General features: G+C 29.3%; 22 protein-coding genes and 2 tRNA genes. 12 read left to right on the top strand and 12 right to left on the bottom strand.

Annotation, left to right across the window (positions count from 1 at the left end; genetic code table 11):
- Positions 1-158: 158 nt before the first annotated feature.
- A complete protein-coding gene (locus GFJ99_RS03295) occupies positions 159-923 on the bottom strand; it encodes a response regulator (RefSeq protein WP_008256330.1) in 765 nt (254 codons plus the stop codon).
- Positions 924-1,440: 517 nt separating this feature from the next.
- On the opposite strand from GFJ99_RS03295, the gene GFJ99_RS03290 reads away from it, so the two are divergent.
- Together GFJ99_RS03290 and GFJ99_RS03285 are read left to right on the top strand one after the other, a co-directional pair.
- Positions 1,441-3,825 carry a PAS domain S-box protein gene (locus GFJ99_RS03290; RefSeq protein WP_153207513.1) on the top strand — a complete coding sequence of 795 codons (2,385 nt, stop codon included), beginning with the start codon at positions 1,441-1,443 and terminating at the stop codon, positions 3,823-3,825.
- A 27-nt stretch (positions 3,826-3,852) separates the two neighbouring features.
- A complete protein-coding gene (locus GFJ99_RS03285; protein ID WP_153207512.1) occupies positions 3,853-4,017 on the top strand; it encodes a hypothetical protein in 165 nt (54 codons plus the stop codon).
- A 72-nt stretch (positions 4,018-4,089) separates the two neighbouring features.
- Here the strand turns inward: GFJ99_RS03285 and GFJ99_RS03280 are convergent, their stop codons facing one another.
- Positions 4,090-5,070 (bottom strand): polyprenyl synthetase family protein, encoded by a 981-nt coding sequence (locus GFJ99_RS03280; RefSeq protein ID WP_008256328.1) that lies wholly within the window; start codon positions 5,068-5,070, stop codon positions 4,090-4,092.
- Between the two features lie 117 nt (positions 5,071-5,187).
- Positions 5,188-6,228 (bottom strand): 23S rRNA (adenine(2503)-C(2))-methyltransferase RlmN, encoded by a 1,041-nt coding sequence (gene rlmN / locus GFJ99_RS03275; protein WP_153207511.1) that lies wholly within the window; start codon positions 6,226-6,228, stop codon positions 5,188-5,190.
- Positions 6,229-6,299: 71 nt separating this feature from the next.
- On the opposite strand from rlmN, the gene GFJ99_RS03270 reads away from it, so the two are divergent.
- Entirely contained in the window at positions 6,300-6,941 is a 642-nt protein-coding gene (locus tag GFJ99_RS03270) for an O-methyltransferase (protein WP_153207510.1), read from the top strand.
- Here GFJ99_RS03270 and GFJ99_RS03265 read toward each other — a convergent pair.
- From GFJ99_RS03265 to GFJ99_RS03240, 6 genes are all read right to left on the bottom strand, one after another.
- A complete protein-coding gene (locus GFJ99_RS03265; RefSeq protein ID WP_162523918.1) occupies positions 6,925-7,500 on the bottom strand; it encodes a phosphatase PAP2 family protein in 576 nt (191 codons plus the stop codon). The two genes, GFJ99_RS03270 and GFJ99_RS03265, sit on opposite strands and share 17 nt — an antisense overlap.
- A gap of 2 nt (positions 7,501-7,502) precedes the next feature.
- Entirely contained in the window at positions 7,503-7,835 is a 333-nt protein-coding gene (locus GFJ99_RS03260; protein WP_008256318.1) for a twin-arginine translocase TatA/TatE family subunit, read from the bottom strand.
- Between the two features lie 100 nt (positions 7,836-7,935).
- Positions 7,936-10,215 (bottom strand): M1 family metallopeptidase, encoded by a 2,280-nt coding sequence (locus GFJ99_RS03255; RefSeq protein ID WP_153207508.1) that lies wholly within the window; start codon positions 10,213-10,215, stop codon positions 7,936-7,938.
- Between the two features lie 15 nt (positions 10,216-10,230).
- A complete protein-coding gene (locus tag GFJ99_RS03250) occupies positions 10,231-10,737 on the bottom strand; it encodes a DUF6702 family protein (protein WP_153207507.1) in 507 nt (168 codons plus the stop codon).
- A 16-nt stretch (positions 10,738-10,753) separates the two neighbouring features.
- Positions 10,754-11,587, bottom strand: a complete 834-nt coding sequence (locus GFJ99_RS03245; protein ID WP_153207506.1) for a hypothetical protein — start codon at positions 11,585-11,587, stop codon at positions 10,754-10,756.
- Positions 11,577-12,353, bottom strand: coding sequence for a carboxypeptidase-like regulatory domain-containing protein (locus GFJ99_RS03240; protein WP_153207505.1), 777 nt, complete (start codon positions 12,351-12,353; stop codon positions 11,577-11,579). Before GFJ99_RS03240 ends, GFJ99_RS03245 begins: the two co-directional genes overlap by 11 nt.
- A 109-nt stretch (positions 12,354-12,462) precedes the next feature.
- On the opposite strand from GFJ99_RS03240, the gene pepE reads away from it, so the two are divergent.
- Positions 12,463-13,170, top strand: coding sequence for a dipeptidase PepE (gene pepE / locus GFJ99_RS03235; RefSeq protein ID WP_153207504.1), 708 nt, complete (start codon positions 12,463-12,465; stop codon positions 13,168-13,170).
- A gap of 403 nt (positions 13,171-13,573) precedes the next feature.
- Here the strand turns inward: pepE and GFJ99_RS03230 are convergent.
- Positions 13,574-13,646: transfer RNA gene (locus GFJ99_RS03230), tRNA-Gly, on the bottom strand.
- Between the two features lie 34 nt (positions 13,647-13,680).
- Positions 13,681-13,753: transfer RNA gene (locus GFJ99_RS03225), tRNA-Gly, on the bottom strand.
- A 186-nt stretch (positions 13,754-13,939) separates the two neighbouring features.
- Here GFJ99_RS03225 and GFJ99_RS03220 point away from each other — a divergent pair.
- Both GFJ99_RS03220 and GFJ99_RS03215 read left to right on the top strand, forming a co-directional pair.
- A complete protein-coding gene (locus tag GFJ99_RS03220; protein ID WP_008256300.1) occupies positions 13,940-14,374 on the top strand; it encodes a GNAT family N-acetyltransferase in 435 nt (144 codons plus the stop codon).
- A gap of 43 nt (positions 14,375-14,417) precedes the next feature.
- Complete coding sequence (locus tag GFJ99_RS03215; protein ID WP_153207503.1) at positions 14,418-16,007, top strand: murein L,D-transpeptidase; 1,590 nt, start codon at positions 14,418-14,420, stop codon at positions 16,005-16,007.
- Between the two features lie 12 nt (positions 16,008-16,019).
- On the opposite strand, the gene GFJ99_RS03210 is transcribed toward GFJ99_RS03215, so the two are convergent.
- A complete protein-coding gene (locus GFJ99_RS03210; RefSeq protein WP_153207502.1) occupies positions 16,020-16,751 on the bottom strand; it encodes a murein L,D-transpeptidase catalytic domain family protein in 732 nt (243 codons plus the stop codon).
- 190 nt (positions 16,752-16,941) lie between these two features.
- Between GFJ99_RS03210 and GFJ99_RS03205 the strand changes: the two genes are divergently transcribed.
- From GFJ99_RS03205 to GFJ99_RS03180, 6 genes are all read left to right on the top strand, one after another.
- The gene (locus GFJ99_RS03205; RefSeq protein ID WP_153207501.1) at positions 16,942-19,353 is read left to right on the top strand and encodes a DUF5916 domain-containing protein; all 2,412 of its coding nucleotides are present in this window, start codon (positions 16,942-16,944) and stop codon (positions 19,351-19,353) included.
- Between the two features lie 83 nt (positions 19,354-19,436).
- The gene (gene gpmI / locus GFJ99_RS03200) at positions 19,437-20,954 is read left to right on the top strand and encodes a 2,3-bisphosphoglycerate-independent phosphoglycerate mutase (RefSeq protein ID WP_153207500.1); all 1,518 of its coding nucleotides are present in this window, start codon (positions 19,437-19,439) and stop codon (positions 20,952-20,954) included.
- Positions 20,954-21,133: a hypothetical protein gene (locus tag GFJ99_RS03195; RefSeq protein WP_008256291.1), complete on the top strand. Its 180-nt coding sequence runs from the start codon at positions 20,954-20,956 to the stop codon at positions 21,131-21,133. Before gpmI ends, GFJ99_RS03195 begins: the two co-directional genes overlap by 1 nt.
- 127 nt (positions 21,134-21,260) lie before the next feature.
- Complete coding sequence (locus GFJ99_RS03190) at positions 21,261-21,893, top strand: leucine-rich repeat domain-containing protein (RefSeq protein ID WP_008256289.1); 633 nt, start codon at positions 21,261-21,263, stop codon at positions 21,891-21,893.
- Positions 21,894-21,905: 12 nt separating this feature from the next.
- Positions 21,906-22,577 carry a TetR/AcrR family transcriptional regulator gene (locus tag GFJ99_RS03185; RefSeq protein ID WP_153207499.1) on the top strand — a complete coding sequence of 224 codons (672 nt, stop codon included), beginning with the start codon at positions 21,906-21,908 and terminating at the stop codon, positions 22,575-22,577.
- Positions 22,574-24,235 carry a peptidase domain-containing ABC transporter gene (locus GFJ99_RS03180; protein ID WP_153207498.1) on the top strand — a complete coding sequence of 554 codons (1,662 nt, stop codon included), beginning with the start codon at positions 22,574-22,576 and terminating at the stop codon, positions 24,233-24,235. Before GFJ99_RS03185 ends, GFJ99_RS03180 begins: the two co-directional genes overlap by 4 nt.

Raw genomic sequence — 24,235 nt, 5'->3', positions numbered from 1 at the left:
TCAAGTTCAATGTCAAGTTCAATATCAAACTCAATTTTATACTAATTGAAATTGATTTTTGCTCTTGCTCTTGTTATTGAATTATTGCTTCTAATTATATAGACGAGAATGAATTTAAAATGGTTGCATGAAATGATAAATAAAAACAAAAGAACAGTTTACTTTCCTTGTATTTTTTGATTTATGTACTTTTTAGGAGAAAGTCCGGAGTAATTTTTGAAGCAAACAGAAAAGTAAGACGTTGAATTAAAACCACATTCAATAGCTAAAGTATCTACATTAACTTCTCCTGATTCAATTAACTTAATGGCATAATTAAGTCTTATTTCTCTGATATAAGTAGAAACATTAACTTGTTTAAATTTTCTAATTTTTTTATCTATTGTAGATTTACTCACGAAAATTTCACTTGCCAATTTTTCAATTGTAACATCTGTTTTAATATTTCGTATTACAATATCATCAATTTTATCAAAAAAATCATTTTTTCTTGATTTTACTTGAATTTTAGAAACTGGATTCTGAACCTGCTTGATTATGTTTTCTTTATATTGTAGAAAATTTTGAATTTTAAGAACTAATTCTTGAATTTTGAAAGGTTTATTAATAAAATCATTAACTCCATTTTGGAGCTGTTTAATCTTACTCTCAAAAGTAACATCTGCAGTAATAATTAAAAATGGAATTTGATCAAATTTTCTAAAATTTCTAATTTTTAAAAATAATTCTTCTCCAGACATTATAGGCATCATTAAGTCACATACAATTATATCTGGTAAATTGTTTTCTAAATAATGAAAAGCTTCTAAACCGTTTTGACACCACTTTACATTGTAATCATTAACAATTAATAATTCAGAAATTGTTTGTCCTAAAGAAATATCATCCTCTACTAAAAGTAATTCTGCCTTATTTTTTTTCATGTAGTAAAATTAACACATATTATTTTAAACTATCTATAAATAAACTTAAATCATAAGTAAATACAATAACTATTGTTTTTTAAAAAAATAAATTTGGTCAAACAAAAAAGAATGAATTCCACTCTCAATCTCTCTAAAAAACACAAACACAAGAAAAAAAACTATTCTTGCGAAGAGTCTGTTAAATTTAAAGACTTCATTAACAATTACAATATTGAAACAATTGATTCTCTAAAAGTAATAAGAAAAGAGAGAAAATCATACTTAATTTTTATGTTTTTATTAAATATAGTATTTGCTTATTTCTATTTAACAGAATTTAAGTGGTCTTTTGTTCTATTTCATGCAACGTTATATTTAATAAGTTTCTTGTTTTTTAACCAATATGATTATATCGTAAAATTCACGATAGATAATGAAATAAAAAAGATTAAAATTTCACCTAAAGAACTTGATTTATTTAATCAATTAGAAAGCCGTTATTATTCAAAAAATATAATCCCTATAGTATTTATTAATGAATCACCTATTAAAAGCTATATCAGAAGCTAACAACCAACTTCTTAAGGAAGCAAACATACACAACGCACTACAAAACTGCATAACAGCATTAGGCAGTAATATAATGATTGATAGATGTTACATCTTCAAAAATGAAATTACTAATGATGGTGTTACTATTTTAAATTATGAATATGAATGGTGTAAAGAAGGCGCTACTCCATTTATTGGTAGTCCTGATTTAAGCGGACATACGTACGAAGCGTTCCCAGGTTTATTTGAACCTTTATCAAGCAACTTGCCTTTTTATGGCCTCGTAAAAGAAAGTTCCAATGAATTCTTCAGAGAGATAATGGAAATGCAGGACATTAAAGCTTATTTATTTACTCCAATTTTTTCTGATAATAATTTTTGGGGTTGGATAGGATTTGACGATTGCGAGAAAGAAAGAATTTGGTTAAATGAAGAGGTTACTGCATTACATACAGTTGCACATAATATAGGTTTAAGATTAAATCAAAACAAGGTAAGACTTGATCTTGAAAACACACTGAACGAATTAGACTTTTACATGAAGAGTTCTAATCAGGCTAAATGGGAATGGAATATAATTACAGATAAAGTGAAATTTTCATATAATTGGTTTGGAATGTTAGGCTATGGAGATGACGAGCTTGATCACACATTTAAAACTTGGGAATCTATAATCCACCCTGAAGATTTAGTTGAAATTAAAAATAAAATTGACAATTATATCAGTAAAAAATCAGATAAATATGAAGGTATTGTTAGATTAAAACATAAGTCTGGAAAATACCAATGGATTAAATACTCTGGAATATTAATCGAAAACGATTTGGGAATTCCAGAAAAAATGATTGGGACACATATTGATATTAGTGAAATTAAAAACAAAGAAACAGAACTTGCAAATCAACGAAACGAATACGATCATTTAGTAAATAATTTAGCTGAAATTATTTTTAAAACAGATCTTAATGGAAACCTTATTTTTTTAAACAATCAGTGGGAAGAAATTACAGGTCATAAAATTGAAAATTGCATTGGTACCAGTATCTTCAATTATCTTGAAAACTTAAACACTTTAAAGGTTAAAGAATTATTTGACAACTCTAATAGTACAAATAGCTTTGAGGTACAACTTATTAAAAAAAATAATGAAAAAATTTGGGGTTTACTATTATTAAGCATTGACTTTAGTGTAAGTACAAATGAAAAAATCATTATTGGAAGTATCACAGATATCGATAACACTATAAATCTTAAAAACCAACTCGAAATTTCTGAGCAAAAATATCGATTTATAGCTAATAATACGTCCGACTTTATAATGCAGCATTTAATTGATGGAACTATAACTTATGTATCAAACACATCTGAAAAGATAACTGGCTATTTACCAGAAGAGTTACTACAAAGAAATCCTTACGATTTTTTCCATCCAAGTGACATTGAAAAAGCAAAAAAACAAAACCTAAATATACTTGACAACAAAAATGAAATTATCACATTTCGATTTAAAAAGAAAAACGGTAAATATATTTGGTTAGAAACCTATTCTAAAACCATTTTAGACAATCAAAATAATGTTGTTGGTATTCAAACATCAAATAGAAATATTACTAAAAGAATAAAAGATAAAGAAAACATACAACAAGCGCTAAAAAAAGAAAAAGAATTGAGCGAATTAAAATCGGGCTTCGTTACAATGGCTTCGCATCAATTTAGAACACCTTTATCTGTAATATATTCTAATGTTGAGTTATTAAATTACAAAATTGATTTACTAAAGTTAAATCCAAAAGAAGAATTAGAACGTATTTCTAGCAGAATTACAAACGAAGTAAACCGTATGACCGAACTAATGAACAACATATTAGTTTTTGGAGCTTACGAATCAAAAAACTTAAAAGTAGAGCTAAAAGAATTTAATTTAAATGATTTCATCGATAATCTTATTGATACTTATTTTAATAATGAACAAGATGGGAGAAAAATTATTTTAGAGAAAAACGATTATGAAAATAATATTCAATGTGATGAAAGTTTATTAACTCATATTCTAAACAATTTAATTTCTAATGCTTTTAAATATTCTATAGGAAGTTCTAGTCCTATTATCAAAATTAATTACCTAAAAGATAAAATTAAAATTGAGATTGTGGATTTTGGAATTGGAATACCAGAACAAGAAAACAAACATCTTTTTCAATCTTTTTATAGAGGAAGTAATACTTCAACCATAAAAGGATCTGGCTTAGGACTAATTATTGCCAAACAATTTACCGAATTATTAAATGGAACTATCTCAATTACTAGTAAAGCAAATGAAATGACAACAGCAACTGTTACTATTCCGTATAAACAAAATAAACTATAAAAATAAACTATAATAAACTATAAAAAAATGGACAAATCTCTACAAGCATTTTTAAATTATTACAATGATTTCATTAAACACAAAGGTTTTGAACCAACAGCTTATGATGTAAACTTTTGGATTATTAACTACTTCAATACTAAGAAAGTAAGCAAAATTAGCAAACATTCAAAAATGATAAGCAGTAATTAATAAAATCAGTTGGGTGAAATTAGTTTTTAATAAAATTTCACCCAACTGAATAATAAAGTGTATTAATTAAAATTATTTTTTTCGTTCAATAACGTAATTTACCATCAAAATCAAAGAATCTTTGTATGGTGAAGAAGGAAAATCGGTAATAAGTTGTAATGCTTCTTGCTGAAACTGTATCATTTTGTTTTCAGCATACGTTAATCCGTTTTTGTCTTTCACAAATTGGATCACTTCTTTTACACGCTTTTTATCTTTGTTGTGGTTTTTAATAGAATTAATAACCCAACTTTTTTCTTTTGAAGAACAATTATTTAATGCATATATCAAAGGCAAGGTCATTTTTTGCTCTTTGATATCAATACCTGTTGGTTTTCCGATGGCATCATCTGTGTAATCGAATAAATCGTCTTTAATTTGGAATGCCATTCCGATAAGTTCTCCAAATTTGCGCATTTTTTCGACAACTGCTTTATCATCAGGAGCAACCGAACAAGCACCAAGCGAACAACAAGCAGCAATTAAAGTTGCCGTTTTTTGACGAATGATTTCATAATAAATATCTTCTGTAATATCTAATCTGCGAGCTTTTTCAATTTGAAGTAATTCTCCTTCACTCATTTCTCGAACAGCAACAGAAATTATTTTAAGTAAATCGAAATCGTTATTATCAATAGAAAGTAATAATCCTTTTGAAAGTAAAAAATCGCCTACTAAAACAGCAATTTTATTTTTCCAAAGAGCATTTATAGAAAAAAAGCCTCTTCTTTTATTACTATCATCCACAACGTCATCATGAACCAAAGTTGCTGTGTGAATTAATTCGATAACAGAAGCGCCACGATACGTTCTTTCATCAATAGAACCTCCTGAAACCATTTTAGCGGTTAAGAAAACAAACATTGGTCGCATTTGCTTTCCTTTTCTATTAACAATGTAATGGGTAATTCTATTTAATAAAGCGACTTTTGAAGACATAGAATCGCGAAACTTCTCTTCAAAGAGTTCCATTTCAGATGCTATAGGAAGCTTTATTTGTTCGGTTATTTTCATTGAGACACCAAAAGTACGAAAACAATTGCTAAAGGCAAAAATTAAAGATTCTGAAAAAATAATACTAAAGATTCCGAAACAATCCCGAAACTTCGGGACGGAATGACAAATTTTAGATTATGACTTATTCGCTAATTGTCCGCAAGCTGCATCAATGTCCTTTCCGCGACTTCTTCTTACTTTTGCTACTATATTACTTTTTGCTAAAGCGGTTATGTAAGCATTTGTAGCTTCTTCAGAGGCTTGTTGAAACATGCCGTCGTCAATAGGATTGTATTCGATAAGATTAACTTTACAAGGAACATATTTGCAGAATTTAACCAAAGCATCAATAGACTTTTTATCGTCGTTGATTCCTTTCCAAACTACGTATTCATAAGTCACTTTACTTTTGGTTTTTCTGTACCAATATTCTAAAGCTTCTCTTAATTCTGTTAAAGGAAAACTTTTAGTAAATGGCATAATTTCGTTTCTAATTTCTTCAATTGCAGAATGTAAAGAAACCGCTAATTTGAATTTCACCTCATCATCGGCCATCTTTTTAATCATTTTAGAAACACCAGAAGTAGAAACTGTAATTCGCTTTGGAGACATTCCTAAACCTTCAGAAGAAGTTATCATGTCTATTGCCTTCATAACATTAGGGTAATTCATTAATGGTTCACCCATTCCCATGAAAACGATATTTGACAAAGGACGATCGTAATACAAACGACTTTCGTTATCAATTGCAGCTACTTGGTCATAGATTTCTCCTGGTTCCAAGTTACGCATGCGTTTTAAACGCGCTGTTGCACAAAAATTACAATCTAAACTACAACCTACTTGAGAAGAAACACAAGCCGTAGTTCGAGTTTCAGTTGGAATTAAAACCGATTCTACAATTAAATCGTCATGCAAACGAACTGCATTTTTAACCGTTCCATCTTCGCTACGCTGTAAAGTATCTACTTTTATATGATTAATTACAAAATTAGCTTGAAGCATAGCACGAGTTTCTTTTGAAACATTTGTCATATCTTCAAAAGTATGAGCGCGTTTACTCCATAACCATTCGTATACTTGGTTGCCACGAAAAGCCTTGTCTCCATTGGAAACAAAAAAAGTTCGTAATTGTTCTTTTGTAAGTGCTCGTATGTCTTTTTTCTCGATTTGCATGGTGCAAAGTTAGGTTAAAATGTTAAATCGTTTAATTGTTAATTTGTATTTTTGTAAAAATTTGATTTCATATGCATTTCATATCAGAAGATTTAGAAGATTATGTTGCTAATCATTCGCAAGCCGAACCTGAATTATTAGCAAAACTAAACAAAGAAACCTACCAAAAAATCATGCAACCACGAATGTTGAGTGGTCATTTTCAAGGGAGAGTTTTAAGTATGCTTTCTAAAATTATTCGCCCTAAACATATATTGGAAATTGGAACCTATACGGGTTATGCTGCATTATGTTTAGCGGAAGGATTAGTAGAAAATGGCACTTTAGACACGATTGATATTGATGAAGAATTGGTTGATTTTCAAAGAAAATATTTTGATGCTTCGCCATGGAAAGATCAAATTTTTCAACATTTAGGTGATGCTGTTGCTATTATTCCGACTTTAAATAAAAAATTTGATTTGGTTTTTATTGATGCTGATAAAGAAAACTATGTAAATTATTTTCACTTAATCGTTCCGATGATGAATAAAGGCGGCATCATTTTATCTGACAATGTTTTATGGAGTGGAAAAGTATTAGAAGAAGTTAAGGTAAACGATAAAAGTACTCCTGTTTTATTAGAATACAATCAACTATTAAATACTGACCCAAGAGTTGAAACGGTTTTGTTACCAATACGTGATGGTTTAACGGTTAGTCGGGTTTTGTAATGAAATTGTATTTTTTATTGAATTGCAGGTACAATTTATAAAATAAAATTCCGAAAGTAGCTCCAAACAAATAGCCTGTTAAAATATCACCAGGAAAATGCAATCCGAGGTAAATTCTACTAAAGGCAAAAATGAATGGAAATAAAAACAACAAATAAGTGTGTTTGTAAAATTTTCTAACAAGCAAGAAAACAAACATGGTTGATGCCATTGAGTTTGCTGCATGACCAGAAAAAAAACTAAAAGAATTTCTATGTTCAACAATTCGTGCTATTTGGTTTACATCAATATCATTACAAGGTCTTAACCGTTGAAAACCATTTTTAAACAAATTGGTAATTTGATCCGTAAACGTAATTAAAACCGCCAAAAACAAGATGATAATTCCGAGATTTTTCCAACCTATTTTTTTTTGAAGTAAATAGAAAACAGCAATAAAAAAAGGAATCCAATAGATTTGCTTGGTTATAATTTGCCAAAAAGCATCAAATGGAGTTGAACCTAATCCATTTAAAAAAACAAATAATTCTTTATCTAGTTGTATTACTTTTTCCAAAATAACTATTGCCTTTTAATGGGTCCGGTTATATTTTCAATATCTTCTTTTACTTTTTCAATTGGGTTTTGAATTTGCTCTAACGGATTAATCATATTATTAATTCCATCTTTCGCTTTGTTAATTTCATCTGAAATTCCACCCGTTAAAGTATTCATATCTAAACCGCTGTCTTTAGCGCCATTTTGAATTTCGCTTTTTATTTCATTTGTAGCGTTTTTTAATTGCGCCATACCTTTTCCTAAAGCACGGGCAATATCTGGAATTTTATCTGATCCAAATAACATTAAAACAACTAAAATGATGAAAAACAATTCACCTCCGCCTATTCCAAACATAGTTCGATTTTGAAAAATTAACTTCGCAAAGTTACAAAGTTTTATTGCGATTTATCTTAAAGTAATCAAAAAAAAGACTATCCGAAGATAGTCTTAATTCTTATTTTTTCTCTAAAGTATCAAATTTAGATTCTGTTTCTTCTTTTGGCCAATAGTTATTTGTAACATCTATATCGGCAGTTTCCAATTTAGGATCTAATTGAATTTTTACCACTTTCTTTTCAGTAGCGAAAACTCGTTTTGCAGTCTCATTGTTTCTTCTCCAAATTTGAGCAGGAAAAGTTTGTGTTTCAGTCGTTCCATCTTCAAAATGAAGTTCTACAATAATTGGCATTATTAAACCTCCAGGCTTATCAAATTCAACTTCATAGAAAAAACTTGGTGTTTTTAATGCGTTAATTTCGGCTGCTGAATAGTTTTTAGTTAAGTAGTCATTTAAAGCTTGAACTTTAGAATAATCAAAACCTTTTGCTAATTCTGGTTTAAAATCAGTTGAAGCTTCTAACACCATTTTTAACATTGGTTGATTTGCATCTCCAATTTTTCTTCCTCTTCTATTAAATTGCGCTTTGGCTTCTGAAGGATCTTGCTCAACTACATAGTATTGTTTTACGTCTTTAATACCTATGTCTGTATAATCTGTAGAATAAAACCAACCTCTCCAAAACCAATCTAAATCAACAGCAGAAGCATCTTCCATTGTTCTAAAGAAATCTTCTGGAGTTGGGTGTTTAAACTTCCAACGATTTGCATACGTTTTAAATGCATGGTCAAATAACTCATGCCCCATAATAGTTTCTCTTAAAATATTTAACCCGGTTGCCGGTTTTCCGTATGCGTTAGCTCCAAAATTGTAAATATTTTCAGAATTAGACATAATTGGTTCTAAATACTGTTGGTTTCCTTTCATGTAAGGAACAATGTTTTTTGCCGGTCCTCTTGTAGCAGGGAAATTAGGATCAAAAGTAGTTTCTGTCAAATATTCTAAAAAAGTATTTAATCCTTCATCCATCCAAGTCCATTGTCTCTCATCAGAATTAACAATCATTGGAAAGAAATTGTGACCAACTTCGTGAATAATTACACCTAACATACCGTATTTAATTCTATCGCTTACAAATCCTGTTTCATCAGGACGACCATAATTCCAACAAATCATTGGATATTCCATTCCTTGATCTTCAGCCGAAACCGAAACTGCTTTAGGATAAGGATAATCAAAAGTATGATGAGAATAGGTTTTTAATGTATGAGCAACGGCTTTAGTAGATAAATCTCCCCATAACGGATTTGCTTCTTTAGGATAAACAGAAATAGCTAGCGGCTTATTTGTTGGCAAATTAACTGCCATTGCATCAATTATAAATTTTCTTGAAGTTGCAAATCCAAAATCACGAACATTTTGTGCTTTAAATTTCCATGTTTTCTTTTGTTCAGAAAAATTACTTTCTTTTGCAATTGCTTCGTCTTGAGTTACAATAACTACAGGTTTATCAAAAGTTTTTTCTGCTAATTCCCATCTTTTAACTTGCTCTGAAGTAAAAACCTCACTTCTATTTTGTAAAACTCCTGTTCCTTCCATTACGTGGTCAGCCGGAACCGTAATATTTACTTCGTAGTCTCCAAATACTAATGCAAATTCGCCTCTACCCCAAAATTGTTGATTTTGCCATCCTTCTACATCATTATAAACAGCCATTCTTGGGAAAAATTGTGCCATTACATACAGGCGATTTCCATCTTTAAATTGTTCATAACCCGAACGCCCATTGTTTGCTTGCTCTTGATAATTTACAATATTGTACCACCACTTGATTGAAAAAGAGATTTTTTCACCTTTTTTTAATGGTTTATCTAAATCTATACGCATCATGGTTTGGTTTACAATGTATTTCATTGCATTTCCTTTTGCGTCTTTTACATAATCTATATTAAAACCTCCTGGAAAAGGATTTTCTATAAATTTTTTAGCAAAACCATTCGTAGTAATTGTTTTATTTAAAACTTCATTGTCAATTAAAGGTGTTTTAGAATCTGGTCTTTCGATATTTTGTTCCAATTGCACCCATAAATAATCTAAATTCTCTGGCGAATTATTATAGTAAGTAATCGTTTCTGAACCGTATAATTTTTTGTTTTTATCATCTAATTCCAGATTCATTTTGTAATCAGCTTTTTGCTGATAATAAGCTGGTCCCGGAGCTCCAGATGCTGTTCTAAACATGTTTGGAGTTGCCATTTCATCATACATTTGACGAAATTTGTTTTCGTTATAATGTCCAGGTTCGCGTTTTTTTTCTTCTTTTTTTACTTCTTGAGCCAATGCTCCAAAAGAAATAAATAAAGATAAAAATGAACTCAATACAATTGAATTTTTCATAATAATTTGGTCAGTTTAATAGTCAATTTTTTCTTGTAATTCTGTATTAGTCAACAAAATGCTTTTTTTGTTACCATTTATATTGGTATGCACAATATTTTGTTGGTCCTTATAAATATCTGTTAATAATGAATTAAAGATTTCGAAGGTATTTATTTTTTTTGAAATAGCAATTTTAGTATAAAAAATTAACACATCTCCTTCTACTTCTCTGGCTAAAAATTCAATATTTTGAGGCTTTTTATTGATCGAAATTTTAATGTTTTCTTTTAAATAATTTTTAATTAACGCTTCTGCTTCTGGCAATTCTTTAGAAGAAGTTAAATACACTTTTTTATTGTATTTCGATTCTAAAGCCTTTTCTAAATCATCAATAAAAATTCTATGCGTAATTTCGATTCTTTTTTTATTGGCTACATAATCAATTTGGGTAACCGAAACATAAAATTTATGAACAGCAAAAGAACTTAAAAGCAGAATTAATAAAAAAGGGAGTGCAATTTGTAAAAGATATTTCTTCATTTGGTAAAAATAGTAATTATTCTTTTTGTTTTTCTAATTTGTATGTTTTTGCTTTTTCGGTTAAATATTGAATAAGTTGTAATTCATATTCGGGTTTTAAAAAAAGAGACAAATCTTTAACTGGCATTTCAGCGTATTGCAAAAAGAATGGAATATCTTCATGTTTAATTTTTAAGGTTTCTACAAAAAAATTATGAGAAAAACGCTCAAAAATGTGGTCTGAGAATGATTTAGATTGGATATCTTTTTGTCTTCGTTCTTCAAAGACAAGCTCTGAATATTTTTTAGGATTTCTATCTTTTACAAATAAACTTACTAATCCGGCACCAATGGCTAGAAAATTAAAATTTGACCCATTTGGCGCAAAATGACTCGGCATGGCTGTATTTATAGGAGTTCCAGATCGCACATCATCTTCATAATGTTTTACTATTTTGGCGTCTATTCCATAAAAAGCTTCTCCGTAAACCTGAATCCTTTTTGTGTCTACTTCAATTATTCCAGTAAGCGTATATGGTGTAACTTCTACTTCATCTAATTCGGTAACCTTTACTTGCAAGATAATTTCTAGTTCCTCTAGCCAAAAATCCTTATTTGTTAAAACATATTTTTTTGAATCGTACGAAATTCCTTGAATGTATAAAGTATCCGTTGCTCTAGCTTTTATAGAAAATTTACCATCAGGATTAGTTACCGCTCCAATGTTTGACGTAATATTAAATACGGTTAGATTTTCTACTTCTATAGAATCGGCTACTATTCTACCCTTTAAAACTTTTCTATCTATATGTTGACTAAAACCAATTTGGGTTAACAATACGATAATCAAAAAAGTAAAATTATTCTTCATTATTATTCGTTTTTGATACATTCAATTCTTTCAACTTAGTATATTCTACCGCTAATTCAGATAAAATAAAAGTTGCCATTGCTTTGTTTTTATTTTTCATAGCCCTTACATACCTTTCGTTTTCAACAATGTAAAACAAAAAACCATCCACATAATCATCAGGGATTTTTAGCGTTTTAGTAAAATAACTTCTTTCAAAATAATCAGAAGTCTTTGCTTGTAAAATTTCTTTTCTTTCTACTACTAATTCCTTTTTCAACATACTTGTTCTTCCACTAATCGCATTAATTAGTCCATCTACACTCATTCCTCCTAACGGAATCAATAAAGGACTATACCATTTAAAATCTCCGGCAGTTGCAAGTTTTCGCTCTGCAGGTGTATAGGTTTTTTGATTGGCAGGTACAATTCCTAAGGAAACAGCATTGATGTTTTTATAATGAATTATTGCAATTTCATCTAATTCATTAATTAAAGACTCCATAGGAATGAACAATAATTCTTTATACAAATCATTTTCTTTAATAACGTAACGAGTTGCTTTTAAATTTACTGCACTAAATTGCAATGTATCAGAAACGTTTACTTTAATTTGAAAATATCCTCTCGAATCGGTAACTGTACCTTTGTTTTTAGACAAATTAATAACGTGAATATCTTCTAATAAGTTAGATTCTGAAACTATTTTACCATTTATTAATGTATCGTTCTGACAAAAAACAACAATAGAATAAAAGAAAAAAAAGAAAAATAGTTTTTTTGTCATGAATAAATTTTTATGCCTTGTAAATATAATTACTTATCCTCAAAACGAAATCCTAATAAGATGATAAACTTATGTTAATACAATTTGGTAAATTTGTAAAAAAAAATCAATGAAAAATATAATTATTGCTAGTACTTCAACCTTACACGGTGGAGCATATCTTGACTATTTATTGCCAGAATTACAACAGTTTTTCTCAAATGTAAACGAATTGCTTTTTATACCGTATGCAAGACCAAGTGGAATTTCTCATGAAGCATACACGCAAAAAGTAAACGAAGCTTTTGCTAAAATTAACATCACAGTTAAAGGAATTCATGAATTTGAAAATCCAACTGAAGCTATTGAAAATGCTCAAGGAATTTTTACAGGCGGAGGTAATACTTTTTTATTAGTTAGTCAATTGTACAAAAATAATGTAATTGACACCTTAGAAAGAGTCGTTAAAAACGGAACACATTATTTAGGAACCAGTGCCGGAAGCAATATTTGTGGATTAACAATGAATACGACTAATGATATGCCTATTGTATATCCGCCAAGTTTTAGAACTTTAGGATTTGTTTCATTTAATATCAATCCACATTATTTGGACCCAATTGAAGGTTCTACACACATGGGAGAGACAAGAGAAACGAGAATTAATGAATTTCATTATTTTAATCCGCAACCTGTTTTAGGACTGAGAGAAGGAAGTTGGTTAGCTGTAAAAGGAGATTCTATAAAATTAAAAGGAGATTTAACTGCTAGAATTTTTAAGAGAAACGAAACGCCAATTGAAGTAGCACCTGAAACCGAACTAAATGATTTAAAATAAAGATGAAATTTTTAGATTATATTTTTTATAGATATTACTCCTATTTATTCAACAAAAACTCAGTAGGTGATGATTTATTTAAAGCACAATTTTTGATAACATTCTTTTTTTACCTAAATCTAATCGGAGTAACACTTATAATTAATCTGTTTTTTCCATTGAAAGAAATTTTTAATAAAGTGTTTTTTTTCATAATTGCTTTATTACTATTTATATTTTTTAAAAAATATTACAACAAGAAAAAACTAGATCAATTAGCTATGAAATATAAGAACCAATCAGATACAGAATATTTGATTTCAGGGTATATTACAACAGCTTATTGCATTTCATCATTCCTAACAGTCATTTTACTAAGTAAATTAAAATAAAAAAGCCTTGCAATTGCAAGGCTTTTTCGAAGAGCGGAAGACGAGGCTCGAACTCGCGACAACCAGCTTGGAAGGCTGGAGCTCTACCAACTGAGCTACTTCCGCAGGTGATAATTTTTAAAACTTTATCTTGTTTTAGAGCGGAAGACGAGGCTCGAACTCGCGACAACCAGCTTGGAAGGCTGGAGCTCTACCAACTGAGCTACTTCCGCATTTGAATTACAAAAACTCTAATTTTATTAGGAGTTGTATGTATTTCTTTGGTGGGTGCAAATATACTTCAAAAGTTTTTTTAATTGCAAATTTTTTTAAATATTTTTTTCGAAGCAATTACACTAACTTTACACTAGAATAAACACATTTTACTAAATGATTAGCTTTTAATAAGTTATACAATTATGGAGATTAAAAAAATCAATGCAATTGACACTTATCCTGTTAGACATGAAGTTTTAAGAAAAGGAAAACCAATTGAAACATGTAAGTTTATAGGTGATGATGACGAAGAAACAACTCATTTTGGATTATATATAGATAACCAATTAATTGGAATTATCTCAATTTTTAAAGAAACTAACGCTATGTTCTCTGAAAGTAACCAATTTCAAATAAGAGGAATGGCTGTTTTAGAAGAATTTCAAGGAAAGGGATTTGGGGCACAATTAGTAAAAAAAGCAGAAAGTTTTTGTGTTAATCTAAAAGCTGAATTAATTTGGTTTAACGCCAGAGAAAAAGCGGTTCATTTTTATAAGAGTCTTGGATATACAATTATTGAGAACTCATTCCTTATTCCTGATGTTGGCATTCATTTTGTAATGTATAAGAAAATTTAATTATAAAAACGTAGTCCCTTTATAATACTAGTTGGTAATTTTTATGAAAAATATAACTTGTTTACTTGTTCTTTTAGCTCTTTTTTCTTGTAAAAAAGAACCAAAAGTTATTCCTTTTGACAACAGTATAATTAAGGATACTATTTTAAATGTTGTAATAAGACCGGTGCATCCCGATTTACTCACCAATAAAACAGACAGTTTAAAATTATATTATGAGAAACTTAATTTTCATGAAATTTGGTATTTAGACGAAAACAGAAAAGATTTAATTAACGAAATCAAATTTTGCTATAACGATGGATTGAATCCAGATGATTACAAAATAAAGATCATTGAAGAATTAGAGAAAAAAAGAGCACAGCTAAAAGATGATGAAATTATAAAATATGATATTTTATTAACTGAAAATTTTGAAAAATTATCGAATCATCTTTACAAAGGAAAACTAAATCCTAAAGAACTTTACAACGACTGGGATTTAAATCCTAAAGAAATTGCACTTTCAAACTTACTTGAAAAAGGAATTAAAGAAAAAACAATCGCAAGTACTTTTAATGCTTTAAAACCAAATCATATTGTTTATAAATCACTAAAGAAAAGTTTATTAGAAATTAACAAATTACCCAATATCTCTTTTCAGAAAATTGAAATTAAAAACAAAATTATTTTAAATGACACTTTACCTGAAATGGTAAAAATTAAAAAAAGACTAGCCTATTGGAAAGATTACAAAAACAAAGACAGCTTAATAACTTGGGTATACGACACCATAACTTATAAAGCAGTTAAACGTTTTCAGGCAAGACACGGATTAGCTCAAGATGGCGTTATTGGAATTGGAACTATTAAAGCTTTAAACACGACTAAAAACGAAAGAATCGAGCAAATATTTGCAAATTTAGAGCGCTGGAAATGGTATCCTTTTAATTTAGGAGAAGAATACCTTATTGCTAATATTCCGGAATACATGCTTAATTATGTTACAAATAATGACACTGTTGCAAAATACCGAATAGTTGTAGGAACTAAAAAAAGAAAAACACCTATTCTTACATCTAAATTGTCAAATTTTGTTTTTAATCCTACTTGGACAATTCCGCCCACTATAATAAAAGAAGATTTAACTCCGGCTGCTTCTAAAAACAGAAATTATTTCCCGTCAAGAAGTTTAACAATTTACAATAATAAAGGAACTGAAGTAAGTCCTGAAGAATGGAATCCTGCAAAAGCAAACAGTTATAGATATGTTCAAAAACCCGGATATAATAATTCTCTAGGCTTGGTTAAGCTTAATTTTTTAAATCGCCATTCGGTATATTTGCATGATACAAACCATAGAGACTACTTTTCTAAAACCTATCGTTCTTTAAGTTCTGGATGCGTTAGAGTTGAAACCCCATTAGTTTTAGTGAAACAAATATTAGTAAAAAGTAATCCGGAAAAATGGAGCGGATTTGAAATAGATTCCATCATAAAATTAGAAAAAACAAAAACAGTTTCAATAAAAGACACCGTTAATATTTACATATTTTACTGGACAAGTTGGTTTGAAAACAACAAACTTCAATTTAGAGAGGATATTTATGATCTTGATAAAAGCTTGTACGAAAAATTAAAAAACAGTAACTAAAAGAATAAACTTTTACGAAACTAATTTAGATTTTGAAACATAAGTTCTTGAAGGATGGTATATAAAAATACAAGATTTATCTTTAATAGTTTGAATTAATTCTTGGTGAATTTCATAAGGAACAGCAGGACATCCTTGACTTCTGCCTAATCTTCCTGTGTTTTTAATAAACGATTTACTTACATAATCAGCTCCGTGAATAACTACAGCTCTATTTCTTGCTTTATCATTAATTCCATATTCCATTCCGTCTAAACGTAAAGACAATCCGTGTTTCCCTTGGTAAGCTTCACCAGTAACATAAAAACCCAAACTACTTTTAAAAGATTCGTTTATATTTGAAAAATTTGTAGCGTATTCTAAACCAGAATTTTTACCGTGAGCTACAAGCGATTTTAGAATTACTTTTTGAGTTTTCATATCTATAACCCACATTCTTTCTTGAGTAGATGACAAACTAAAATCAATAATAGTTAAAATTTCATTTACAACTTTTCCTTGCTGCTTTAGCTTTTCATATCCTTCAAAACCGGCAATAAAACTTTCAAATGTTGGCAAATTATAACCATTTGTATCAATTAAATTATAGAAAGATTTACTTTCGGCAATAAAAGCAGCTTTTGTGTTGGCAGCAATTAATTTTGGATCCGTAACTATAACTTCATTCTTTGCATTTTCTAATACATATAAAGGCTTAAAGGAAAATACACAAAATAAAATTAGAGGCAAAATTCTATAAATCATTGTTATTCTTGTAGTTATATTGTTGTTGTAAAGAGCCAAATATATTTATTATTTTTAAACCTACAAACTTTATTTAGCATTTTGTCGAAAATTTTAACCTTTCGTCGATTATTCGTACAAAAGTTAAACATTATATAAAAAAAGGAGACATATATAGGAATATGATAATTTTGCATCTCTAATTCTGTATATGACAAACTCTATAAAACTACTTGTATTTATTTTTATCTCTTTTTCAACTGGCGCATTAGCTCAGCAGAAAAAGACAATAGCGACAACCAAAACATCCGAATTTATTTCTATTGATGCCAATTTAAATGAAAAATCATGGGAAAATGCAGAAATAGCAACCGATTTTGTTTCATTTGAACCTAAGAACGGTACTCCAATTCCAAAAGAATTTAGAACAGAAGTAAAAGTCTTGTATACAGATGATGCCATATATATTGGCGCTACGTTGTACGACCCTGATCCTTCTAAAATATTAAAAGAACTAGTTGAAAGAGACGAAATTGGAACATCTGATTTTTTTGGTGTTTTTATCAATGGATATAATGACGGGCAACAAGAATTTAGGTTTTTTGTAACCGCAGCTAATGGACAAATTGATACAAATTTTACATCTTCTGATGGAGAAGACGGCTCATGGAATGCCATTTGGGAAAGCGATGCAAAAACAACCGAGTTTGGCTGGATCATTGAAATGAAAATTCCGTATGCTGCTTTACGTTTTCCGGAACAAGAAAAGCAAACTTGGGGACTTAATTTTTTTAGAGAAGTAAGAAGAGAAAGACAAAAATACACTTGGAGTCCTATTGACAATAAGATTGGAGCTATTTCGCAACAAGCAGGACTTTTAACCGGAATTGAAGATATTAAAACCCCTACCCGATTATTTTTAATTCCGTACACTTCATTTTATTTATCTGGAAGTGAAACACAAAAAACAAAAGGAGAATTAAAAGGCGGATTAGATGTTAAATACGGAATTAACGATGCATTTACTTTAGATGCTATTTTAGTTCCCGATTTTGGCCAAACTAAATACGATAATGTTATTTTAAATTTAGGGCCATTTGAACAACAATTCAACGAAAATCGACCATTTTTTACAGAAGGAACCGATTTGTTTAGTAAAGGAAATTTACTGTATTCGCGAAGAATTGGACAAACTCCTGATCTAAATCTTAATTTAGCGGATAACGAATTTATTTCAGAATATCCTGGCGCCATAAATCTGTTAAACGCAATGAAAATTTCAGGACGTGACAAAGACGGATTAGGTATTGGTTTTCTTAATGCCATAACCGAAAAAACGATGGCTACGGTAGCCAACAACAATAATGATGAAACAAGACAAATGGTTGTTTCGCCACTAACAAATTACAATGTAACAGTATTTGACCAACGATTTAATCAAAATTCATCGGTAACTTTTATCAACACAAATGTCACAAGAGACGGAAGTTTCAGAGATGCCAATGTAACTGGATTATTGTTTGACTTAAACAACAAAACCAATAAATACAATGTTTCGGGAGGATTAAAATCGAGTAGTATTAGCGATACTCAAAATACAAACGGAATTAACGCATCCTTATTTCTAGCAGAAAATAGCGGCAACTTTAGATACAGTGTTGGTGGCGAATTCATGTCTAAAGATTTTGATAATAATGATTTGGGAATAAACTTTAGAACCAACTATTATTCTGTTTATAACAATGCCAGTTATCGCATTTTAAATCCAAATAGCATTTTTAATACTTTTAGAATAAGCTTGGCATCCTATTTTGAATTTTACAAACCTACCAATCAAATTCAATCAAGTAATTTTAATGTGAATTTGAATTCTACAAATAAGAAAAATCATTATTTTGGTGGAGGATTTAATTTCAATCCATTTGAAAGTTACGATTATTACGAACCTCGAGTTGCTAATAGATATTTTGTAAATCCTAAAAATGCAGGAGGTTATTTCTATTTTTCGTCAAATTACAACAACAAATTTGCTTTAGATATTAACCCCTATATAACCCATGTAATTAATGAAAACCGATATGAAGCCGGAGTAAATATTAGTCCTAGATATCGTTTTAGCGATAAGTTTTCATTAGTCTATAGTTTTGATTACTTCAGACAACAAAATGATATTGGCTTCATCGATTTTGAAGACTCTAATATTATTTTTGCTAGAAGAGATAGAGACACTTACACTAATTCTATTACAAGTAAATTTTCTATTAGTAGTGTAATGAATTTTAATTTATCGGTTAGACATTATTGGTCATTAGCAGAAAACAATAAAATTAATAATTTGAATGAAGATGGAAGTTTATCCACAAACACTTCATATTCAACCAATAAAAACTCAAATTTTAGTACTTGGAATTTAGACTTATCCTATTCATGGTGGTTTGCACCAGGAAGTCAAATGTCTGTTTTGTATAGAAACAATGCGGCTACTTTTGACCGAAACATCAATAAAGATTTCAACTCAAATCTTTCTAACTTGTTTCAAGGTAATTTAAATCATATTTTATCCGTAAGTGTTCGCTATTTTATCGATTACAATCAGGCAAAAAACTGGATAAAAAAAGGATAACACTTCTTAAACGTTTTCGTAATTTCTTACTGTTTTTGGTTTAAAAAAAACGCAAATGCTTATATTTGTACAAACACTAAATCATGAACAAAAAAGTAATTTTAATGATATTAGACGGTTGGGGGAAATCGCCTGACCCGAAAGTTTCTGCTATTGATAACGCAAATACACCTTTTATAGACGGTTTATATTCTAAATATCCAAACGCACAATTAAGAACAGACGGCTTAAATGTTGGTTTACCCGAAGGTCAAATGGGTAATTCAGAAGTAGGCCACATGAATCTTGGTGCTGGTAGAATTGTTTATCAAGATTTAGCTAAACTTAATTTAGCCGTTGAAAACAAAACCATGAGCCAAGAAAAACCACTTATGGATGCGTTTAACTATGCAAAAAAGCACAACAAAGCCATTCATTTTTTAGGATTAGTTTCTGATGGTGGAGTTCACTCTCACACTTCGCATTTAAGAGGATTAATTGATGTAGCACAAAAAGAAGGAGTGCAAAACATGTATGTTCATGCTTTTACAGATGGACGAGATGTAGATCCAAAATCGGGAGTAAAATATATTTCAGATTTAGAAAATTATCTTCAAAACACCAATGCAAAATTAGCTTCAGTTATTGGAAGATATTATGCAATGGATAGAGACAAACGTTGGGAAAGAGTAAAATTAGCCTACGATTTAATGGTTAATGCAGAAGGAACACACTCAACAAATGCAGTAGCCAGTATTAACGCTAGTTATGCAAATAACGTAACAGACGAATTTATTCAACCCATTGTAATGGTTGACGAAAATAGCAATCCTATTGCTCAAATAAAAAACGATGATGTTGTTATTTTCTTCAACTTTAGAACCGATAGAGGAAGAGAATTAACCGAAGTATTGTCTCAAAAAGATTTTCATGAATTTAACATGCACAAATTAAATTTGTATTATGTTACCATGACAAATTACGATGAAACCTATGAAAATGTTCATGTAATTTATGACAAAGATAATGTAACTGAAACCTTAGGAGAAGTTCTTGAAAAAGCAAACAAGAAACAAATTCGTATTGCCGAAACAGAAAAATATCCACACGTTACCTTTTTCTTTTCTGGAGGTCGTGAAGAACCTTTTGTGGGCGAAACACGTATTTTAAAAAATTCTCCAAAAGTAGCCACCTACGATTTACAGCCAGAAATGAGTGCATTTGAATTAAAAGACGCTTTAGTTACTGAACTTAAAAAAGGTGAAGTTGATTTTGTTTGTTTAAATTTTGCTAATGGCGACATGGTAGGACATACAGGAGTTATGGAAGCTGCAATTAAGGCTTGCGAAGCTGTAGACATTTGCGTAAAAGAAGTGGTTGAAACGGCTTTAGAAAACAATTACACAACGATTATAATTGCAGATCACGGAAATTGCGAAACAATGATTAACCCAGACGGTTCTCCAAATACAGCGCATACAACCAATCCGGTTCCTATTATTTTAGTTGATAAAAACTTAAAAAACATTAATAATGGCGTTTTAGGTGATATAGCACCAACTATTTTAGAATTAATGGGAATTGAAAAACCTGAAGTAATGACTTGTAATTCTTTATTATAATGAGAAAAATAGTTTTAGCACTTTTAGTTTTTTCTTTTTTCGGATGCTCAAGCACATTTAAAGGAGCATCAGGGCAAGATGGAAAACCTGGAGAAGACGGAAAACCCGGAACCTCAACGCATCAAAAAGGTGAAGATGGAAAAGATGGCGAAGATGGAAAATCAATCGCTATGATTTAAAATAATTTAAAAGTCTCGACAAAATCGAGACTTTTTTTTGATCATTTCTAAAATAAAAGTTAAACTTTTATAATTTGATAGTATTACTATTATATTTGCAATCGGATTTAACTAATAATCTAACGCTATGAAAAAAGTATTTCAAATTTCAGCTTTGATCTTCTTCTTAGGAGTTTCATCATTTGCACAAAATAATGATGCAGATAAAGAATATACAAATATTGATGATGCATTAAAAAATCCTGAAAAAGTATATAAATTAAACTTAAGTAATCAAGAAATTAATATCACCAATGAACAATGGGAACTTTTTATTAATTTAGAGTATTTAAATTTAAAAAATGACAAACTTAAACAAATACCGAAAGAGATTTCCTATTTAAAACGCTTGAAAATTTTAGATTTAAGTGGCAATGATTTTATAGCATTACCAGATGAATTCTCTAATTTAATTAACTTAGAAGAGTTATATTTAAATGATGAAAAAAATCTGAAACTACCTGAAACACTTAAATTATTAGCTAAACTACCAAACTTAAAATCATTACACCTTGAAAACGACAACTTAGACAAGTTGCCAAGTGAAATTGAAAAATTAAAATCTTTAGAAAATTTATATTTGAATGACAATAATTTTAAAACAATTCCAAATCTAAAACCTTTAGATCATTTAAAATTTTTAGATTTAAGAAAAAATCATATCAAACCAGAATTGTTGGATCAGAGAAATTTGAATTTCGGATTTAAAATCATGTTATAAAACAATATTACCATGCCAAATTTACTTTCAAATCTAAAAATTACAATTAACGATAAACTATACGTTAAAGATCCTGAAACTTCAGAATTAGGACGTAAAATTTTAAAAAACAGTATCATTCTAATCGATGAAATTGGTTTTGAAGCCTTTACTTTTAAAAAACTTGGAGAAAAAATAAATTCTAATGAAAGTTCTATTTATCGCTATTTTGAAAACAAACACAAATTATTAGTTTATCTTTCCTCTTGGTATTGGTCTTGGCTGGAATATAATTTAGTTTTTGCAACTCACAACATAATTGATCCTATAGAAAAACTAACCATTAGTATTAAAATAATAACTCAAAATATTGTAGACGATAAAAATACGCCACATATTGACGAATCAATACTCAATAGAATTATAATATCTGATTTTTCAAAAACATTATTAACCAAAGATGTAGATGAAGAAAACAAAGAAGGCTTTTTCTTAGTTTATAAAAGATTAATTAATAGATTGATTGAAATTATAAGTTTAGTTAACCCTAATTATCCTTATTCTAAAAGTTTGGCATCTTCCTTAGTACAAGGATCGTTACACCAACATTATTTAAAAGATCATTTTAAAACAATAACTAACTTATCAGAAAAAGATTGTTTATCTGATTTTTATATTCATATGATTAAAAAAACATTACTATGAACCCAATAGAGAGATTTAAAAATTTAATTTTAGTTGATAAAAAAGATGTGTATCAACTACTTATTTATGCCGTTTTAGCAGGATTAATAAGTTTATCTATACCATTAGGTATTCAATCAATTATCAACTTTATTCAGGCAGGACAAGTAAGTACTTCATGGATTGTATTGGTTTTTATAGTCGTTTTAGGAGTTGCTTTTGTAGGAATTCTAAAAATTATGCAGTTTAGAATTACCGAAAATATTCAGCAAAAAATATTTGTGCGTTCGTCATTTGAATTTGCTTACCGATTTCCAAAAATTAAATTCAATCAAATTTACAAACACTCACCACCAGAGTTAGCCAATAGATTTTTTGACACCTTAACCGTACAAAAAGGATTTTCAAAATTAATTTTAGAAGTTTCTACATCTGCACTTCAAATTATATTTGGAATATTATTGTTATCGCTTTACCATCCATTTTTTATATTTTTTGGAATTATACTACTAGTTTTACTTTATTTAATATTTAAAATAAATTATGATTCTGGCTTATCTACCAGTTTAAAAGAATCAAAGTACAAATATAAAGTGGCACATTGGCTTCAAGAAATTGCTAGAAATCATTTGAGTTTTAAAAACGGAAAACTATTTGACTTTTCATTAAATAAAAATGACACATTAGTAAATGAATATTTGGTACACAGAGAAAGTCATTTTAAGGTCTTAAGAAAACAATTTATTCAATTAACTGGTTTTAAAGTTGTTATTACAGCTGGTTTGTTAATTATTGGCGGAATGTTAGTTTTAAATCAACAAATGAACATTGGTCAGTTTGTAGCCGCAGAAATTATTATTATTACCATTATTTCTGCTGTAGAAAAATTGTTTTATGGTTTAGAATTGTTTTATGATGTAACCACGTCTTTAGAAAAGTTAGGAGCTGTTGTAGATTTAGAACTAGAACATACCGCAGAAAATAAAACTACTAAATACTATATAGATGATGATACCATTTGTATGGAAACTAAAGAAATTTCATTTCAGTTCCCAGACAGTGAAACTCCTGTAATTAAAGATATCAATCTTCAATTAAACAAAGGGGACCGAATGCTTATTCAAGGAGAAAACGGAAGTGGCAAAACAACCTTGCTTCGTTTGTTAGCAAGACTTTTAGAACCATCTACAGGTAGTGTTTTCTTAAACAATACAAACATCAAAAAATATTGTATTGATGATTTTAGAAATAACATTGGAGTAATTACAATAGACGACAGCCCTTTTGAAGGAACTATTTATGAAAACATTACCTGCAATAATCCTAATATTTCTAAAAAGGAAGTTGCTGACTTACTTGAAAAACTAAAATTAACCGATTTAATCAAATCATTACCTTTAGGGTTGGATACTCTAATGGTTTCAGAAGGAAAAAGAATTAATTCGGCATCGGTTCAAAAAATATTATTAGCACGTTGTTTAATCACCAACCCAAAAGTATTATTTTTAGAAGAGCCTGTAGAAAAATTAGATAAATATAGTGCGGGAGAAATTATAGATTTCTTAACCAGTCCAAAAAATCCTTGGACATTAGTTGTAATAGCAAAAGGAAATTATTGGAAAGAAAAATGTACAAAAATTGTAACATTAGAAAATAACACAATCAAATCTATTAAATAA

This window comes from Flavobacterium sp. LMO6 (genome assembly GCF_009495795.1).
Taxonomy (GTDB): domain Bacteria; phylum Bacteroidota; class Bacteroidia; order Flavobacteriales; family Flavobacteriaceae; genus Flavobacterium.
The sequence above is the reverse complement of the archived record's forward strand: the minus strand, read 5'-3'. Positions and strand labels throughout refer to the sequence as shown.

Bases quoted from the DNA above. Each gene is read 5' to 3' on its own strand.
- GFJ99_RS03295 (WP_008256330.1), bottom strand. From the start codon at position 923: ATGAAAAAAAATAAGGCAGAATTACTTTTAGTAGAGGATGATATTTCT.
- GFJ99_RS03290 (WP_153207513.1), top strand. From the start codon at position 1,441: ATGAATCACCTATTAAAAGCTATATCAGAAGCTAACAACCAACTTCTT.
- GFJ99_RS03285 (WP_153207512.1), top strand. From the start codon at position 3,853: ATGGACAAATCTCTACAAGCATTTTTAAATTATTACAATGATTTCATT.
- GFJ99_RS03280 (WP_008256328.1), bottom strand. From the start codon at position 5,070: ATGAAAATAACCGAACAAATAAAGCTTCCTATAGCATCTGAAATGGAA.
- rlmN (WP_153207511.1), bottom strand. From the start codon at position 6,228: ATGCAAATCGAGAAAAAAGACATACGAGCACTTACAAAAGAACAATTA.
- GFJ99_RS03270 (WP_153207510.1), top strand. From the start codon at position 6,300: ATGCATTTCATATCAGAAGATTTAGAAGATTATGTTGCTAATCATTCG.
- GFJ99_RS03260 (WP_008256318.1), bottom strand. From the start codon at position 7,835: ATGTTTGGAATAGGCGGAGGTGAATTGTTTTTCATCATTTTAGTTGTT.
- GFJ99_RS03255 (WP_153207508.1), bottom strand. From the start codon at position 10,215: ATGAAAAATTCAATTGTATTGAGTTCATTTTTATCTTTATTTATTTCT.
- GFJ99_RS03250 (WP_153207507.1), bottom strand. From the start codon at position 10,737: ATGAAGAAATATCTTTTACAAATTGCACTCCCTTTTTTATTAATTCTG.
- GFJ99_RS03245 (WP_153207506.1), bottom strand. From the start codon at position 11,587: ATGAAGAATAATTTTACTTTTTTGATTATCGTATTGTTAACCCAAATT.
- GFJ99_RS03240 (WP_153207505.1), bottom strand. From the start codon at position 12,353: ATGACAAAAAAACTATTTTTCTTTTTTTTCTTTTATTCTATTGTTGTT.
- pepE (WP_153207504.1), top strand. From the start codon at position 12,463: ATGAAAAATATAATTATTGCTAGTACTTCAACCTTACACGGTGGAGCA.
- GFJ99_RS03220 (WP_008256300.1), top strand. From the start codon at position 13,940: ATGGAGATTAAAAAAATCAATGCAATTGACACTTATCCTGTTAGACAT.
- GFJ99_RS03215 (WP_153207503.1), top strand. From the start codon at position 14,418: ATGAAAAATATAACTTGTTTACTTGTTCTTTTAGCTCTTTTTTCTTGT.
- GFJ99_RS03210 (WP_153207502.1), bottom strand. From the start codon at position 16,751: ATGATTTATAGAATTTTGCCTCTAATTTTATTTTGTGTATTTTCCTTT.
- GFJ99_RS03205 (WP_153207501.1), top strand. From the start codon at position 16,942: ATGACAAACTCTATAAAACTACTTGTATTTATTTTTATCTCTTTTTCA.
- gpmI (WP_153207500.1), top strand. From the start codon at position 19,437: ATGAACAAAAAAGTAATTTTAATGATATTAGACGGTTGGGGGAAATCG.
- GFJ99_RS03195 (WP_008256291.1), top strand. From the start codon at position 20,954: ATGAGAAAAATAGTTTTAGCACTTTTAGTTTTTTCTTTTTTCGGATGC.
- GFJ99_RS03190 (WP_008256289.1), top strand. From the start codon at position 21,261: ATGAAAAAAGTATTTCAAATTTCAGCTTTGATCTTCTTCTTAGGAGTT.
- GFJ99_RS03185 (WP_153207499.1), top strand. From the start codon at position 21,906: ATGCCAAATTTACTTTCAAATCTAAAAATTACAATTAACGATAAACTA.
- GFJ99_RS03180 (WP_153207498.1), top strand. From the start codon at position 22,574: ATGAACCCAATAGAGAGATTTAAAAATTTAATTTTAGTTGATAAAAAA.